Genomic DNA, 17,461 nt, shown 5'->3' with positions numbered 1-17,461 from the left:
ATATAAAAATTTGTTAATAATCAATAGTTGGTACATATATAGGAATCATATTTGATTTCTGAAAAAGACTACGAGATAATACGGAGGAATATATCTGTCAAACAAAGAACAATGACAAAGCAGTATCAGCAAGCTGCGATCGCAGAACTACAAGAATTTATAGATAATCGTCCAGATGCCCGTGAGGTGAGGAAAGCTTTGGCAGTGAAGCTGGTTTATCAAGGCTATAAGTATGAGGAAATTCAAACGATTTTAGATGTGTCCCTTGGTTCGATAACAAGCTGGAAGCAGTCCTACAAGGAATATGGAATTTCGGGACTGCGATTAAATCATAAAGGAAGAAAAGGTTACTTGAGCGATGAACAGTTCCAAGAAGTATTAAGTTGGTTGCAAACGAAAGATACCTGCGAGCTTGGTGAACTGGAGTACAAATTGGCATTTGAATATGAAGTAATCTACGAATCGAAACGAAGCTATTACGACTTATTTGACGCGGCAGGAATTAGTTGGAAGAAAACTACATCTTTGAATCCAAAGGCTGACAAGGAGGCTGTTGCGGTAAAAAAAAACAGATTGAAACATTGTTGGCAAGCAACAGAGAAGAAATAGAAGCAGGAAGGCTGAGAGTATTACTAATAGATGAGTGTCATCTGCTATGGGGAGACTTAATTGGTTATGTTTGGGGAAAAACTGACCAGGAAATAGCAGTTGAAGTAGTTAACGAACGAGATAAACAGACATACTACGGTGCGGTTGACTATCTCACTGGCAAATTACTTCTTAAAGCTTACAATGCTGGTAATTCAGACAATACAATTGATTATTTACGTTATTTATTAGACCAGTCTCCCAACCAACGATTACTTCTTTTTTGGGATGGTGCTTCTTACCATCGTTCACATCTGATTCAAAACTTTTTAGGCGAAATAAATCAAGGTTTATCTCAAGAGCAATGGAAAATTCACTGTGTGCGCTTTGCTCCTAATTGCCCATCACAAAATCCGATAGAAGATATTTGGTTGCAAGCGAAAACCTGGGTTAGACGTTTTTGCGCTTTAATTCCAACATTCTCTCACTTAAAGTGGATGTTTGAGTGGTTTATCCGAAACACTACCTTTGATTTTCTATCTCTCCAGATGTACGGAGTTTTTTCAGAAATCAAATACTAATCCTATAAATATTGATTATTAACAAGGGCAGATTTAACTATTTATCCTGCAAAATTTGCTCATTTTTGCAGCGGTTATTGAGAAGTTACAAAACTTTATCTAGAAAATTACGTACAAACACGCGGAATATCTCATAATTCTAGTGTATCTGAGTATCAAGCTCAGTTCAATTTATAAAGTTATACCAAAAGTTATGCAAGCCAATATTTCTAGTAAAAACCTGCGCGGACTTTCACTCAAGGACGAGAACCTTAAAGGCATTAACCTTTCTAAAGAAGATATCCGTGGACTTGATTTTACTGAAGCAGATTTGACTGGCGCAATATTAAATGGAGCTACGTGTGGGGTCGAAACATGGTGGACTATTCCTATTCTGATAATATCTTTATTTATAATGTCATTGTCTGGATTTAGTGCAAGTATTATTGTTAACTGTAATTTATATTATTTTTCACGCATTCATGGCGTTATTAAAAATATTTTTACTAGTTTAATATCTATTATTTATATTACTTGGCTTCATGCTTATTTTTTGAAAAAATTGCCAAAATATCTCATGAATATCGGATTAATGAAAAAGGAGGACATAATTGAACAAGGATCGTCAATTGACCAAAGTGCTTTGATATTTGTAGGAATTATTATTATTATTATCGTTGGAATTTTAATTCCATTTATAATAAATATGGATGAATCGAACGATAAAGATGTGAACGGATACTATGTTGTTATTTCTATGTCTGTATTTGTAATTCTTGTAAATTTACTTTTATTAGCATACTTTGGTGAATCAAGATACGATATAACTAGACGTGCTGCTGGAGCATTCATTGGCTCAATTTTAGGAATTATAATAAGTAATCAAGCAATTTTAAAAAAGGAAAAAAAGTATGTTTGGATTTGGAATTTATTTGTATATCTGATTTCTGCTAAAGGTACTAAATTTCATGGTTCAACTTTAGATGATGCTAGTTTTGCTAATGTAAACATTAAAGGTAGTAGTTTTATTAACTGTACGGTAAATCGAACAAGTTGGGAGGGAGTCAAAAGGATTGATTGCTCAAGAATCCAAGGAAATTATTTAGATAATCCCAAGATTAGAGATTTAGTTATCAAAAAAAGAACTGGAAAAGTAAAAGATTATCGAGACATGAATTTACAAGGATTAAATCTTTTTGGTGCAAACCTAGAGAAAATTGATTTATCTGAAGCAGATTTGAGTAATTCTCAATTAACAAAAGCTGAATTACAAGATTCTACTCTTAGTCAAACACGACTAGATAATGTAGATTTAAGGGATGCGAACATTACTGGAACTACAATTGAAATGAGAAGTATTCCAGCTACAGCAAAGTTAGATGGATTGATTTGTGATTTTTTTTACCCACAATCAAATCCAAAACAGCGTTACCCAATCATCGGAAAATTAACTTCACTAGAGGCTATTAAACTATTACAGAAACCATCTGAAATTAAGATTATTTTTAAAAAAGATGGTATCGATTGGCAAGCATTTTTACAGGCATTTGAAAAATGTTTGAAAGAATTAAAAATTTCTTCTGATAATTCAGAAAAATTAATACAAGGTTTTAAAAGAGAATTAAACGGTGATTTTGTTATCCGATTAAATGTTCCAGATAATGTAGATGAAGTAGAATTTAAAGATAAATTAATACAAGCATATGATCAAGATATAGAATACTTAAAGACAAAATATAAAGATACTTTAAGTAAAACTGATATTGATTTTCAAGAGAATACAAGTATGCTAAAAATTATTCGGCAACTTGCTTATCCTGAAAGTCTTATCATCCAGAATATAGTTACAATTAATGGAAAAACAGTCATGACTAACGATATGAGTGGATCATCTGTAGGTGGTTCTGTAGGTGGCAACTTTAACAACGCCCCGGGTGACCACAACTCCACAAATCAAGGCGATAATAACCAAGGTGTACTTGGTGATAATAATCAAGTAACTCAACAAAATCAAGTGGGTGTAGATGCTGAAACACCACTAACTAAAGAGGATGTTGTCAAGTTATTCGCAGAACTTGAAGCTCTAGTTAAAGGAGCAGAAATACCAGCAGAAACTAAAGAAGAAGTAGTTGAAGATTTGAGTTCGGCTTCTAAAGCAACCGATAAAGAGGAGCCAAATAAAAACCTAGCATTAAAACGTTTGGGAAACGTTGTGGATACTCTTGAAAAAACAAGCAAGAGTGTAGATGCGGGACAGAAAATCTGGACAACAGCCAAGCCAATTATTGTTAAAATTGCAACTTGGTTAGGTGCTGCGGCTAGTTCTCACATACTAGGGTTGTAGTACAGTCCTAATCTTTATTGTAAGATTGTTTGACTTTAATGTCGTTTAATATGAGTTAACCGACATTCACCCACAATCGGCTAAAACATCTACTACACAAGGCTAGTTCCATCTGGCACGATTGCGGCTAAGTCAATCTCATCATTTATCTTCCGCCCTGGCTTGCGGTTGTCCATCTCATCATTTATCTTCCGCCCTGGCTTGCGGTTGTCCTAAGGGTTTAGCTCATGCTTGCTGTTGTAGTCATCAAGTCTGGTTTGATATCGCTCTAAAATCGCCTTAATGGTAGTTGGTTTGCTACCTGTAAACGATTGAATAGCAGTCTGGGTAATCATCCATTTTTGGCTTTTCTCGGTGCAATTATTATTGTGCATTTCAAGGGCATAGATAGCGCGTCTGGTTAGTTCTTCAGCCCTGCAAGAGAAAGCTAAGTTTAGATTTAGCCAAATGGGTAAATCTCCCAAAATTTTAGTTGGTGATTACATTGAGACTGATTTAGGTGGTTCCTATGACCTTATAATCTCTGCTTTATCAATTCATCATCTGTCAAATTTTGACAAAGAACTTCTTTATCAACGGATTTATAATGTTCTCAATCCTGGAGGGATATTTGTCAACGCCGATCAAGTTCTCGGCAAAACCCCTGATTTAGAAAAACTTTACCGTCAACACTGGCTAGATTCTGTCTGCGCTAAGAATATCTCAGAGGAGGATCTAAAAGCTGCACAAAAACGCATGGAATACGATCGCATGGCAACTCTTGATATTCAACTTCACTGGCTAGAAGCGGCTGGGTTTCAAAATGTAGATTGCTGGTACAAAAATTTTAGCTTTGCTGTTTTTGGTGGTTATCGACCGACTATTTAACTAAGTAATACCAATTCTCTATGAAGATGCACTTAATTATTAAACGAATCGCCAAGTACGCCAAGTACGCCAAGACAGAAGGAGTAATCATTAAGTGCAAGCTCACGGATAATTGGTATAAGTAGGCACAACTAATTAGAAGAGGGCATCAATTGTTATGCTATCACCTTCTTGTATAAGAGTGATCGCACCCCTGACTGCTACTTCTGGTCTTGTATAAAATAATTTCCACCTAAGTCGATAGTGATCGCCACTAAACAAACCGTATAATTTGTCTCAAAAATATGCCTATTGATCAGGGTAAGGTGAGATGAGCGATCGCACCATTCAACTTTAGAAATCAGCCGCATCAAGTTTTACTTTCTTTAACTAACCGTATTATCGAGTCCCCCTACAATTCTTGAACCCAAACAAAGCGCGATGGTGAGTGATGTTGCTGCTGCTAGCGCCGCTACCGCCCGAATGTGATTCCAGATTGTCCAGTTTGCAAGGTAGTTAGACCATAGACTCGCAGCGTCAGTGCTGTCCGACTCGACTTTCGCCAGGGCTTCGTTAAGCGGCACATTAAACACGATTGTCACGCCTAATGTACCAACAAGGTAAAGCAAGCTGCCGAGGAGCAAGTAGGCGGCACCGGGTTGATGCCACCTTAATAGCGAGGAGATTAAAAGAAAGATACAAGCCGCAGCCGTTCCCAAAAACGCTGCCATAAACAAGGGATTGATCACCGTGATATTGATGGATTGCATGGCAGCAATACCCTGCGTCGGCTTCAGCCGAGCAAGGGCGTTCATTACGAAGGTCGAGAAGGCAAAGAAGACTCCAGCTATCAGCCCGCAGCCCAGTGCCGAGAAAAGCTTCAATGCAAAATAATGTTGTTGAGTTATCAGATGTTGCAGCATCGCCTTACCTTCCTACTAGTTAGTTATTGTCTTCCACAACGACGATTCAGAAGCTACAAGCAACCCATATTTGACCGATTAGAATAATGAACTCAGAGAAATCAAAGCATATTTAATCTGAAATCAAAACACGATTGAGAAAGATAATTAGTATCTTGCCGATGGACTCACTGGGTATTCAAATCAGTAATTTATGCACTCATAAAAGTTATTGCTGTGTCGCACAAGCCATTAAGCATTAGGTAGATGAGGCAAATTAGAATTGTTCGCTTGCTTCCTCAGTCCTTATTTCCAAACTAGTATCTTCCAACAAGTCGGGAATCTGAGCTTTTGACTACAATCCTAACTCTTCTGGAAAGCCGAGCATGATGTTTAAGTTTTGGATTGCGGCTCCCGATGCGCCTTTGCCCAAATTGTCGAGACGAGCAACTAGCAACACTTCTTTGCTAGCGTCATTGGCGAATACAAAAACCTGAACAATATTGGTGCCGTTGATTGCGTAGGCATCCAGGAATATTCCGTTTCGCAGCAGAGTAGAATCTTGGAATGGAGCAACCTGCACAAATTTTTCACTTTGGTAGTAGTTAGCAATTGCTTGATGAATAACTTCACCTGATGGTGGATTATCCAAAGTCCCCAGTGGCAAAGGTACCTGCACCAGCATTCCTTGCTCAAAATCCCCTACTGCCGGTACGAACAACGGCGGCAATGCTAACCCTGAGTAATGATGCATTTCCTTAACGTGCTTATGCCCAAATTGCAAACCATAGATGCCATAAGGGTAGAGTGACTCTGCCTCGGCTTGCTGTTCATGGAAGGTATGGTATTGTTTGATTAGACTCTTTCCGCCACCAGAGTAACCTGATACTGCGTTAACGGTGATGGGAAAGCTATTCTTCAAAAGTCCCTTAGCAATCAACGGACGGATACAGGCTAAAAATCCTGTAGGATAACAGCCTGGATTGCTAATAAACTGGGCGCTGGCGATTTTCTCTCGCTGTCCTGGATTTAGTTCAGGGAAGCCATATACCCAGCCTTTAGCTGTACGATGGGCACTACTAGCATCTAGGATCTTAACCGTATTACTACTGACCAAGCTAACAGCTTCGCGGGCTGCATCATCCGGTAGGCAGAGAATAACAACATCGACGGCATTGATTAGTTTGGTTCGCTCAGTTGCATCCTTACGTTTAGATGCCTCAATGCTAACTAACTCGATATCATCCCGTTGATTGAGGCGTGAGTAAATTTGTAAGCCTGTGGTTCCTGATTCCCCATCAATAAAAATTTTAGGTTTAGTAATCATGCGTCCAGCATCTTTATATATAAGTGGTATTTTGACCGATTAATCGAGTTATCATATCAAGTCTGATAAATTAAGCTCTCCCCGCTTACGGTTTACGCCAAAGCTTCCCTCCCTTACTAAGGCTACCGTGTACATACAAGTCGAGTTGGTAATTAAATAGACAGAAAAGAACGGAAAATTATTTTTAAAATCCTTGATTTTCTGTTAAAAATATATCAATAAGCTGACACTATTGATAATTAGTTTGCTCAACTCAAAACCTTGCCAATATCCGGCTTGTATCTTACCAAGCAAGGATTTTAGGGCTTGTGTGTACACCGTCGCCTACTAGGGGAGGGGTTGGGGGAGAGGTCTTGCAAGAATTAACAGTAATTTACCGAATATAATATCAATTTTTTATTGCACTGTTATCAAAAGGTCGCTAATCCTATTATTTAATAATAATTGAGCAATTTTTAATTAAGTTTTTGATCCCTTAACTACTCCACCCAAGCCAGAGTGCGTTTCACTGCCTTTTGCCAAGTAGCAAAATTGGACAATGGGCCATTGCTTCCCGGCTCAAACACGCACTCAATCTGCCGTTGCTGCACCAGTGCTTCATAGCTCTTCCAAAATCCTACAGCTAAACCTGCTGCAAATGCTGCACCTTGAACAGTTGTATCGCGCATTATCGGACGTTCAACTGGAATACCTAATACATCAGCCTGGAACTGCATCAGGAAATTATTTTCGCAAGCACCACCATCTACGCTTAATCGCCCAACTGGAGTACTGCTAGATGCATTTATTGCCTGCACTACCTCCAGAACTTGGTAAGCGATCGCTTCCAAGACAGCGCGGACTAGATGCTCTGGTTGTACACTGGCGGTAATGCCGAAAAAGGCTCCCCTAGCGCTCATATCCCAATAGGGTGCGCCCAGTCCACTAAATGCAGGCACAAAGTAGACTCCGCCATTATCTTTTACCTGATTTGCCATCGCTTCAGTTTCAGCAGCAGTTTTAATTAGCTTCAGGCGATCGCGTAACCATTGAATACAAGCTCCACTAGTAAACATACTGCCTTCAAGAGCATAGCCTACATCTAAAGTCTCCCTTGGATTTGCTTGTGTCCATGCCACTGTAGAAATGATTTGATGGTGCGATCGCACAATTTCAGAGCCAGTGTGAGCTACCAAAAAGCTACCAGTCCCGTAAGTGCATTTCATTAAGCCGGGGCGATCGCAGCCATGACCAAATAGAGCAGCTTGTTGATCTCCCAAGATGGCAGTGATAGGAATTTCAGCGCTCAACAAAGTAGCATCAGTAACTCCAAATATTCCTAAACTAGGCTGAATCTGAGGCAAAATATGAGCCGGGATTTGAAACAGATCCAGTAAATTCTCATCCCATTCACAGGTTTTGAGATTCATCAACATTGTCCGACTGGCATTGCTGTGGTCAGTAGCATGGACTTTTCTACCTGTGAGATTCCACAGCAGCCAAGTATCAATAGTGCCTGCTAAGACATTGTTCAAGTCAACATCTCTAAACTTATCTAATAGCCACCTGAGTTTAGTAGCAGAAAAATAGGCATCAATAATTAATCCGGTGCGATCGTAAATGTCTTGAGCATAGCCTTGCTCTTGTAACTGGTGACAAAGGGGAGCAGTGCGGCGATCTTGCCAGACGATCGCTCTTTGGAGTGGTTTACCAGTAATTTTATCCCAAATCAAACAGGTTTCACGCTGTACAGTCAGTCCTAGCGCTGCGATCGCTGATGGAACAATCTGGGCATTCCCAATTGCGGTTTGCATTACCCAACAGGTATCATGCCAGATTTGTTCAGGGTCATGTTCTAACCATCCCGGCTGAGGATAATACTGAGTTAGTTCTTTGTATGCCTGCCCAACAATCTTGCCGTCTGCGTTAAACACAAAGGCGCGGTTGCCTGTTGTACCTAAGTCCAGTGCTAATATGTAGCCCAATGATGGAGTTGTGTTGCCAAGTATGTGCATAGCCGCTTTAACATCCTGGGTAGGTGTAGCCCGCCATAGGCATCGCAATTGTAGCAATTCACGTCAAATCATATATAGATTATTTATTGTACATTTAAGTCACATTTTCTCACCGGATACCCATAAGTAATTAATGGAAATCTCTCAAGCTCGACTTTATCCATTTTTCCTAGGACTTACGCAAAATACTTCTCAAACTCCGCTAAAACCCAATAGTCAAAATATTAATAATATTAATTCCCTATCTTAAAATTCACCTTTCGCTATCCAATTGAGTGATTTTACCAATTCTACTAATAGCAAACAACCTATCCTCTCTGAAACAGCTAATAACTCTTCTGTTCCTGATGCCAATTTGAAGAAGAATTCATAAGTCAGAATTCTTCTTCAATAGGTCTATATTGGACTCAACTGAGAACCACTATATATGTGAGGGATACCCTGATTTGCTTTATGCTTGCAGCTGAGTGAGCAGTAAACCAAACCATTGCTTTGGATCTGTCCACACATGAATAGGTAATAAACCCTGTGCAGTCAACTGCTGCTTGATAGTATCCAAGTCAAATTTACGCGAAATTTCGGTGAGGATAGTCTCACCTAGTGCAAAATTAACCTTGAGGTTAAGAGCGCGTAATTCTACAATTTGCGATCGCAGACTGCGTAAATGCATTTCTATTTGATACTCACTTTCATTGTAAAACGCCCAGTGTTCAAACTGCGTGGTGTCAAAATTCCCCTCAAACCGCTGATTTAAATGTTCCAGCATATTCAGGTTAAATGCTGCTGTCACTCCTTGGTTGTCGTTATAAGCTGGTTCCAAAATCTGTTTTGCCTTTCGTAAATCTATCCCCAACAAGAAATACTCACCTACTTGTAGGGCTTCTGTAATTTGAGAGAAGAACACATCACACTCACCAGGTGTCAGATTACCTAAACTGCTACCAATAAAACAAATCATCCTGCTGGGTAATTGCGTCGGTAGGAGTTGTGCAAGGGCTAATTCATAAGTTCCCGCTAGTGCATAAACTTGCAGTAAAGGATAATCACTTAATAACTGCTTGGCGCTACTTTCCAAAATACCTGTAGATACATCAATTGGTAGGTAGTGCAGGGGATAGCCTAGCTGCTGGTAGGCATCTAGTAAAATGCGGGTTTTGCTAGAACTGCCACTACCAAGTTCTACCAATTCACAAGCGCCAGTTATCTTGGCAATTTCGCCAGCATACTGTTGTAAAATCGTTGTTTCTGTGCGTGTAAGATAATATTCTGGTAAATCACAGATTTGCTCAAATAGCTCAGAACCACGGTCATCATAAAAGTAACAGGGAGGTAAAGATTTGGGTGTTTGAGTTAATCCCTTCACTACATCACTCCCAGCACTAGGTGCAACTATTTTAGTTGCGCCTAGCAAACGCTGTATCTGCAAGCGTTCTTCGATATTGTCTGGAGAAGTAATCTTGCTGGTAACAGCTTTAGATATTGACATTGATCCTCGTGTTAAAGTTATGTGGGGTTCTATGTAAAAAGTCTACTTTCCAAAGAGCATTATGAGCGCATTTTGTGGCGTTTATTGGAAAATTCATTATCCAAAACGCCCTCAATCAAATGGGATACCAGGTGATTGAGCTATTCTCTTTATAAAAAAATATTCCAAGTATTGCAACCATTGCCATTTCGCAAGATTCCTTCTGGCAAGTCTTTTTTGAAGTTGAACAGACCAAACAACGCTACCACCCTTTAGACGAGGCTAATATTCTTTCTTCAGTACCCTACAGCTAAAACATCTAGTCAGGCAGCCAATACAAGAAAGATACAGCAGATTGCGAGTTGGTGAGGTACAAAAATACCCCACCCTAACCCTCCCCGATATATTGGGGAGGGAACTAGATTTATTTCTCCCCCCAATAAACAGGGAGATTAAGAGGGGTAATTCACCGCAGCCACAAGCAAGAGAAGGGTGTACTTCATTTACTTGCAAAGTGCTGTATAGTTTGATAAAAAAACATTTTTATATCTTGGCAAATTGTAAAGAGGAGGGAATTAAGCCTCCAATAAATAAAGTTAGAGTTAAAAGCTCTTAACTTTTAACTCCCCATTTATAACTTTTATTACAACTTCAAAGTCCATGCAGCAAAAGCTAAAGCGCCCCAACCAGCAAGAAAGGCTGTGCCGCCTAGTGGTGTGATCGCTCCTAAAGATTTAATACCAGTTAAGCTAAGGGCGTACAAGCTTCCTGAGAAAATAGCAATACCAATGATAAACAGCCATCCACTAGCTACGAGAGTGGGTTGAGGAAATTCGGTGCGACTAATTAGTATTGCTACTAGAAAAAGTGCTAGAGCATGATACATTTGGTAACGAGCGGCAGTCTCAAAAACTTCTAGCGATCGCTCACTAATTTTTTCTTGTAAAGCATGGGAAGCAAAGGCACCAGCAGCAACTGACAAACCGCCTAAAATGGCAGCTATGCTCAAAAAAATCTGCGTCATTAGACCTAGCCGTAAGTTGGTGTGGAATTTAACGAGCCATTAGATATCAATTAGACATCAAAATGATATGATATAGCCCCTTCTTCGTTCACCTTAAAGTTTGCATTGAATTCTTTAGCTTTTTCATCTAAATATTGTCTGGCGTTGGCTGGGGGTAGTTGTGACTGCATTGCAAAGCCTAAAACAGTTACGCGTCCATGATTTTCTTGTAGCATCTCATAAAAAATAGATTGCAAGCGATCGCTAACTTGTTGATTAAGCGCCTTTTTCTCCTGTCGGCTTTGACGGTACAATCCCAATGCTAACCATCCCCCCAATGTTAAGCTAGGGACGCCAAAAATTATACCACCTACAGCAGTATTATTATCTTCATAAATAGCATTTGGTGCGGTAAAAGTGTCCGCATCTTGTACTGGTATGTACACCTCACGTGCGGCAAACTTTTCCCATGTCGCTGTTGCTGATAGCGTTAAAAACATGAATCCGAGTGTCAATAGCCAACCAGCAGCCAATTTTTCAGCAGTTTTCATAATTTCACTTCAGATTTACACTTTGCTAGCGATTTTAACCTGACTTTCGCAAAGGTTCTAGTATATCAATGTACTCCTGACAATAGTTTTGTAAGCGCTTCTTCTGTATTATTCAGCGTTTTATCGATAGCATCCAGGCGTTTACGGCTCGGTTTTCCTACTTTTTATCCTATACTCCGTACTTTAAACTGTCACAGTCGTAGTAAGCGAAGGTTTACGCAAGCATTAAATGTCAAAAATATAGTATGATTTTTGCCGATATTACATAAAATAAGACTGTGCGATCGCGATGATAATTATTCATCCTCCCAATTAGAGCGATGTCTAAGGGCGGGCTACGCCTACGCTAAGATAAAAAGCATAACTGATATCAAGTGCAATACCTACCAGTGTTAAACTTTGAGATTGTCAAATCGCAGCAAAGGTATAGGATTCATCTTGCTGCGATTTTAACTTTATTTACGTGTAGCTTCAAGTAGGCGAGAAAAATAGAAACGAGTTTTTGTCATCGCTTTTCGTTGCAATGAAAAGCCATTACTTTCCAAAATTCTCACCACATCAGCCTCACGATGCAAATATGCACGAGTTGCTTTACTTGGGCCAGGAAAGAAACTACCAATTTTCTTGAGTATACTGAGGGCGCAAGTCTTCGGCGCAAAACTGAGAATAATCCGCGACTGTGCCAAAGAACAGAGGTGAGATATCATCTCATCGGCTTTTTCTTGGGGATAGTGGATGAGGACATCCAAACAAATAACAGTATGGTAACTACCACTCAACGATTCCAAATCCTGCACCGCAAAAGTGGGATTTTCGGCATTTGGCAAGGTAAACTTTGCTCTATGCTTGCCTTCTTCCACCATTTTTTCAGAAATATCGGTGGCATAGATTTTGGCACCATCTACCGCCAGAGGGATGCTAAGACTACCGACACCACACCCAGCATCGCAGATTGATAGCTCTGGTAAATTGTTATCAGCCTTTAACCAGCCGAGAACTGTATCCACGGTTTGTTGGTGTCCATTGCGGATGTCTAGCTGGATTTTGTTGACTTCGCCATCGCCGTAGATTCGCCTCCAACGGTCAAACCCAGTAGAATTGAAATACTCACGAACAATCGTTTTATCGTCGGCTACGTTCATAAACTTTGATTTTTAAGGGTTCCCAATGCTTAAAATTATCATTGATGGGAACCCAGAGGAGCGCTCTTGCAGATTTTTCCAGATATAGTTTGCGGCTATGGGTTTGGAGCAAGTTTTTTCTTTAGCATCAGAACACCTATTTCAGTTTCCCGCCGCATTGGTCAATTGCGATCGCTGTTGGGTCAGGTGATGAGTGTATCATTACATGGAAATTGACAAGAGCGATCGCATGGTTTTATAACTCTTCACCAAATTCCTCTTGAGATAATAATGGCTCAAATGATTGGTAAGCCTCATAGTTGCGAAAATGTCGAGCATATAAATCAACAATATCCTCAGATGAATCAAAGTCATTATCCAAAACTGAATTCACGTCTACTACTTGCTGCAAAGACCAAGTAATAGTTTCTCCATTTTCATTTGTATAGCTGACGCTTTCATTTTTACCATGATTCAAAGCCTTTACTTTTGCTTCCTCTAAAGAAGTAGCTTTAATCAAAACAAAGCTTTCTTGGTACAAGGGTTGATAATCCGGTTTATCTGAAGATGATTTATAGAGAATTATAGCAATGTAGAAGGATTCTGCTTTATTTACATTTTCAGTTTCCATCTCATGTTATCCACGAGTCTTACAAAGGTAAGTATTGAACACGATTACTTAATTCTTCAAGATAGGCTGTTTTAGCAATAATTTCTAAATCACGAACACAATCGCCAACAGTAACTCTGAGTTTATGAGCATAAATAACACCAGCAAAATTTATTTGTTTGTCTTGACGATGGTTGGCTTCAGCTAGAAAATCGTCATCTTGGGAAAACAAAACACGCTCAAGTTCTGTCGCACGATCAAGTATAAGAGGATCAGGAAAGCTAGTCCGCCCATCTTCTTGTACTGTTAATACATCTACATCCCGAATTCATAATCCATCTGTAATTCCTCGATGCACATTCTCATCAATATAAAGAGCAACACTCATTTAATTAATCCTTCTGCACGGAGTCTTTTTGCTAATGGAGATTCTCCTGTTTCTAAACGTAATCTTTCCGCATACTCAAAACGTTGCTGCATATCAGCATCAATTTCTTCTTTATGTTCCCAATAATAAGCTAAAGCAGAATAAATCTGGCTCATGCTCAAATGTGAATATTGAAAATGTAATTCTTCTGGACTCCAACCATAAGCATGAATGGAAGTAATTAATTCCACAACTTTCATCGATGTTCCTTTCATTAAAGGAACATTGCTTTCATTAACTAGAATATGTTTATATTCAGTGGTTGTTGTTTGAGTCATAATTTTTACGTTAAAGGTTTTGTAGTTGTTTTAATTCCTTACCAATTAGAAAGCTAATCCAAACTTAAATTTATGTTCATCACTATTCCTACACCTTATTTTACTGCCGAAACCAACTGCGTACCCAACGCCACAACCGACGCAACCACACCCAAAACCCACGACGGGAGACTACAGGCATGTTTAGTTGCGAAAGACGCTCAATTGTATTGTTGCAATCTTGCACATTAGCATCAAGTCCCATTGCTTGATATAGTTCACGGGCATTGTGATAAGCACCCAGCGCGTCTGATTCTCGGTTGAGGTTTTCTAATGACAGACCTAAATTAAACCATGCGATCGCTTCCCCTCGAATATCGCCTATCTCCCTTTTGATTTCCAAAGACTGCTGGTAGAACTCAATCGCCCGTTGGTACTGTCCCAGGGAGTTGTAAGCATTGCCTAAATTGTTTAAGGAAGTACCTTCGCCATTGCGCTCGCCTATTTCCCTAGCGATATCCAAAGACTGCTGTAAGAACTCTATTGCATGTTGGTACTGCCCCAGAGAATTGTAAGCAACACCCAAGTTCATTAAAGATAAGCCTTCAGCATACCGATCGCCTATTTCTTTAGCTGTTTCTAAAGACTGCTGTAAGAACTCTATTGCATGTTGGTACTGCCCCAGAGAATTGTAAGCAACACCCAAATTAGCTAAGGATTTGCCTTCAGAATTGCGATCGCCTATTTCCCTAGCGATATCCAAAGACTGCTGCAAGAACTCTATTGCATGTTGGTATTGCCCCTGATAATTGTAAGCATTACCCAAATTAGCTAAGGATTTGCCTTCAGAATTGCGATCGCCTATTTCCCTAGCAATGTCTAAAGACTGCTGGTAGAAATCTATCGCCCGTTGGTACTGCCCCAAAGATAAGTAAGCAATACCTAAATTCATTAAGGATTTGCCTTCAGAATTGCGATCGCCAATTTCCCTAGCTATCTCCAAAGACTGCTGTAAGAACTCTATTGCATGTTGGTACTGCCCCAAAGATAAGTAAGCAATACCTAAATTCATTAAGGATTTGCCTTCAGAATTGCGATCGCCTATTTCCCTAGCAATGTCTAAAGACTGCTGGTAGAAATCTATCGCCTGTTGGTACTGCCCCAGAGATAAGTAAGCATTACCCAAATTCATTAAAGATAAGCCTTCTGCATAGCGATCACCTATTTCCTTAGCAATGTCTAAAGACTGCTGGTAGAAAGCTATCGCCTGTTGGTACTGCCCCAGAGATAAGTAAGCATTACCCAAATTCATTAAAGATAAGCCTTCTGCATAGCGATCACCTATTTCTCTAGCTATATCTAAAGACTGGTGTAAGAAATCTATCGCCTGTTGGTACTGCCCTAGATCATTGTAAGCATTACCCAAATTAGCTAATGATTTGCCTTCAGAATTGCGATCGCCTATTTCTCTAGCTATATCTAAAGACTGCTGTAATAACTCTATCGCCTGTTGGTACTGCCCTAGATCATTGTGAACATTACCCAAATTAGCTAATGATTTGCCTTCAGAATTGCGATCACCTATTTCTCTAGCTATATCTAAAGACTGCTGTAATAACTCTATCGCCTGTTGGTACTGCCCCAGATCATTGTAAGCATTACCCAAATTCATTAAGGATAAGCCTTCAGAATTGCGATCGCCTATTTCCCTAGCTATATCTAAAGACTGCTGTAATAACTCTATCGCCTGTTGGTACTGCCCCAGGTAGTTGTAAGCATTACCTAAATTAGTGAGAGCAGCCCAATAATTCCAGTTTTCTGTCTTGCCAAGTTTTTCCCAGGCTTCTATTAATTGCCCGTGTAAGTCAACTTGATCTGTGTAATAGCCCCGCAAGGTCAAAAAATCATTGCAGAACATAATGCTATCAAAAGCCAAATCATATTTTTCTAGTTGAAACCAGTGATAAAAAACCTCTAGATATCCCTTAATATCTACTTTAGTCTGCCAAGGTTTTTGTTTAACATTCAAAAGATAGTAATTGATAGATCGTTGATGCGCCTCTGTCTGATTACCAGCCTTATACCGCACATACTCCAACACAACTGGCTGAAACTCAAACTGTCGCTTACCATTGAGCTTTTCTGACAACAAAGAACGCTTAACCAGATTCCTCAATTCTCCCTCAATCTCGGCTGCTGAACTTCCCGGCAACATAGCCACTGCTGCTGCACTGTCAACCGCACCACGATAAACACTAATATTCAGCAATAACGCCTTTTGTAACTCATTCAACCGATTAAAACTGGCATCCAACACCAACACCATCCCCACATTTTCCCGGCGATGGATACCTACCACTTGGGAATCTGTCAACAATTGCCGCAAATTTTCTAAGCCTAAATCTGCTAACCTACTTAAGTCAGGGTCTTGTGAATATTCTTCCTTTAATAAGTCTGCTACCAATCTCAACAGTAGAGGATGCCCATCTACTAATTCCACAAACTGCGTTAAATCTCCCTGAATGCCTAATGCAGTTAACAGTGCTACCCCTTCATCTACTTGCAAACCTTTCAGGGGTAGCCACTCAAAGCCTTTTAATTCTGGTCTTTCCCTGGTGGTGACTATTACCTTACTATCACCGCCATGTTCCACCCATGCTTGGAAAAAGTCGCCGTAAAATAGACTTCCCCACTGTCTATCAGGTTGTAATAAACTCTCCAGGTTGTCAATGATCAGTAAAAATTGCCCAGAACGTAAACACCCAACTAGCGCCTCTACTAACTGCGCTTCTTGTTCTGGAACCGGAAAGCCAAATTCACTGAGGACTTGGCGGGCTAAATCGCTAAAACCTGCCCCATTACTGACATCAGCCCAAAATCGCTTGGGGAAACCTTCAATTTCGTTATAAATTTTAGCTGCTAGCATCGATTTACCTGTGCCACCGATGCCTTCTATGCCAATTAAAAAAGTATTTTTATCAGTTAACCATTGTTGTATCTGAGCAATTTCTGTTTTCCGTCCTTGCCAGTAAGCCAAACTTTTGTTAGGGTTGCCTGCTTTGAGAACCCCCGGCGATTCTGGTTTATTAATGCTTTCTAGCTGAACAATAATTTGCAACTGTTGAGTGGTTAAATTAAAATTCTTTGCTTCAATAGAACCAACTTGAGTTAGTTTGCTCTCATCTTTAGCAGTTCCCTCCATCTTGATGATTTTTTGACTACTGGGGTTTGGTTCTTCCGCCATAGTTAATCAGCACAGGTAAAAATTTTGCTGCGTGTTGTTGTTGTGAACTCGGCAGTTGGTGTTCGGAACTCGGAACATCAAAATTTTTAGGGTGGGCAGTATTCTGCATAGGTGTCAATTTAAACTAAAACTCTGTCAAAACCTCGTTTACAGCCTCTGGCTGGAAATGCTGATCATTGCGGCTCTGCCGCAAGTCAGAAGGCGGAGCCTTCGATAGGCATT

At 39.8% G+C, this 17,461-nt stretch carries 16 protein-coding genes and 1 pseudogene; 4 read left to right on the top strand and 13 right to left on the bottom strand.

Annotated elements, in window-relative coordinates:
* Positions 1–132 precede the first annotated feature (132 nt).
* The 3 genes and pseudogenes from V7K35_RS01890 to V7K35_RS01880 form a co-directional block, all read left to right on the top strand.
* A pseudogene (locus V7K35_RS01890) lies at positions 133–1,169 on the top strand (IS630 family transposase); the annotation flags it as partial.
* Positions 1,170–1,362: 193 nt separating this feature from the next.
* Positions 1,363–3,492: a pentapeptide repeat-containing protein gene (locus tag V7K35_RS01885; protein ID WP_335075904.1), complete on the top strand. Its 2,130-nt coding sequence runs from the start codon at positions 1,363–1,365 to the stop codon at positions 3,490–3,492.
* Positions 3,493–3,879: 387 nt separating this feature from the next.
* The gene (locus tag V7K35_RS01880; protein ID WP_335076193.1) at positions 3,880–4,359 is read left to right on the top strand and encodes a class I SAM-dependent methyltransferase; all 480 of its coding nucleotides are present in this window, start codon (positions 3,880–3,882) and stop codon (positions 4,357–4,359) included.
* Positions 4,360–4,559: 200 nt separating this feature from the next.
* Here the strand turns inward: V7K35_RS01880 and V7K35_RS01875 are convergent, their stop codons facing one another.
* The 8 genes from V7K35_RS01875 to bchM all read right to left on the bottom strand — a co-directional run bounded on the left by V7K35_RS01875 (position 4,560) and on the right by bchM (position 12,722).
* Positions 4,560–4,709, bottom strand: coding sequence for a hypothetical protein (locus V7K35_RS01875; protein WP_335075902.1), 150 nt, complete (start codon positions 4,707–4,709; stop codon positions 4,560–4,562).
* A 15-nt stretch (positions 4,710–4,724) separates the two neighbouring features.
* Positions 4,725–5,261 carry an anthrone oxygenase family protein gene (locus tag V7K35_RS01870; protein WP_335075900.1) on the bottom strand — a complete coding sequence of 179 codons (537 nt, stop codon included), beginning with the start codon at positions 5,259–5,261 and terminating at the stop codon, positions 4,725–4,727.
* Positions 5,262–5,595: 334 nt separating this feature from the next.
* Positions 5,596–6,564 (bottom strand): N-acetyl-gamma-glutamyl-phosphate reductase, encoded by a 969-nt coding sequence (gene argC / locus V7K35_RS01865; RefSeq protein WP_335076191.1) that lies wholly within the window; start codon positions 6,562–6,564, stop codon positions 5,596–5,598.
* A gap of 482 nt (positions 6,565–7,046) precedes the next feature.
* Positions 7,047–8,561, bottom strand: coding sequence for a glycerol kinase GlpK (gene glpK / locus V7K35_RS01860; RefSeq protein WP_335075898.1), 1,515 nt, complete (start codon positions 8,559–8,561; stop codon positions 7,047–7,049).
* 451 nt (positions 8,562–9,012) lie between these two features.
* Positions 9,013–10,047, bottom strand: a complete 1,035-nt coding sequence (gene egtD / locus V7K35_RS01855; protein WP_335075896.1) for an L-histidine N(alpha)-methyltransferase — start codon at positions 10,045–10,047, stop codon at positions 9,013–9,015.
* Positions 10,048–10,669: 622 nt separating this feature from the next.
* Positions 10,670–11,050 carry a DUF423 domain-containing protein gene (locus V7K35_RS01850; protein WP_335075894.1) on the bottom strand — a complete coding sequence of 127 codons (381 nt, stop codon included), beginning with the start codon at positions 11,048–11,050 and terminating at the stop codon, positions 10,670–10,672.
* 50 nt (positions 11,051–11,100) lie between these two features.
* On the bottom strand, positions 11,101–11,580 hold the full coding sequence (locus V7K35_RS01845) for a hypothetical protein (protein WP_335075892.1): 480 nt from the start codon (positions 11,578–11,580) through the stop codon (positions 11,101–11,103).
* 455 nt (positions 11,581–12,035) lie between these two features.
* On the bottom strand, positions 12,036–12,722 hold the full coding sequence (gene bchM, locus V7K35_RS01840; RefSeq protein WP_335075890.1) for a magnesium protoporphyrin IX methyltransferase: 687 nt from the start codon (positions 12,720–12,722) through the stop codon (positions 12,036–12,038).
* 66 nt (positions 12,723–12,788) lie between these two features.
* Between bchM and V7K35_RS01835 the strand changes: the two genes are divergently transcribed.
* The gene (locus V7K35_RS01835) at positions 12,789–12,938 is read left to right on the top strand and encodes a hypothetical protein (protein ID WP_335075888.1); all 150 of its coding nucleotides are present in this window, start codon (positions 12,789–12,791) and stop codon (positions 12,936–12,938) included.
* Between the two features lie 19 nt (positions 12,939–12,957).
* Here the strand turns inward: V7K35_RS01835 and V7K35_RS01830 are convergent, their stop codons facing one another.
* The 5 genes from V7K35_RS01830 to V7K35_RS01810 form a co-directional block, all read right to left on the bottom strand.
* Positions 12,958–13,332 (bottom strand): DUF4288 domain-containing protein, encoded by a 375-nt coding sequence (locus V7K35_RS01830; RefSeq protein ID WP_335075886.1) that lies wholly within the window; start codon positions 13,330–13,332, stop codon positions 12,958–12,960.
* Positions 13,333–13,351: 19 nt separating this feature from the next.
* Positions 13,352–13,639 carry a DUF5615 family PIN-like protein gene (locus V7K35_RS01825; protein WP_335076189.1) on the bottom strand — a complete coding sequence of 96 codons (288 nt, stop codon included), beginning with the start codon at positions 13,637–13,639 and terminating at the stop codon, positions 13,352–13,354.
* 56 nt (positions 13,640–13,695) lie between these two features.
* Positions 13,696–14,016 carry a DUF433 domain-containing protein gene (locus V7K35_RS01820; RefSeq protein WP_335075884.1) on the bottom strand — a complete coding sequence of 107 codons (321 nt, stop codon included), beginning with the start codon at positions 14,014–14,016 and terminating at the stop codon, positions 13,696–13,698.
* A 100-nt stretch (positions 14,017–14,116) separates the two neighbouring features.
* Positions 14,117–17,239, bottom strand: a complete 3,123-nt coding sequence (locus V7K35_RS01815) for a tetratricopeptide repeat protein (RefSeq protein WP_335075882.1) — start codon at positions 17,237–17,239, stop codon at positions 14,117–14,119.
* Positions 17,214–17,348, bottom strand: a complete 135-nt coding sequence (locus tag V7K35_RS01810; protein WP_335075880.1) for a hypothetical protein — start codon at positions 17,346–17,348, stop codon at positions 17,214–17,216. The genes V7K35_RS01815 and V7K35_RS01810 overlap by 26 nt, the downstream gene beginning before the upstream one ends.
* Positions 17,349–17,461 lie beyond the last annotated feature (113 nt).

The sequence above is a fragment of the Nostoc sp. genome (genome assembly GCF_036917275.1).
Taxonomy (GTDB): Bacteria; Cyanobacteriota; Cyanobacteriia; order Cyanobacteriales; family Nostocaceae; genus Nostoc.
Note: the sequence above shows the minus strand (reverse complement) of the source record. Positions and strands in the feature narration are given on the sequence as shown.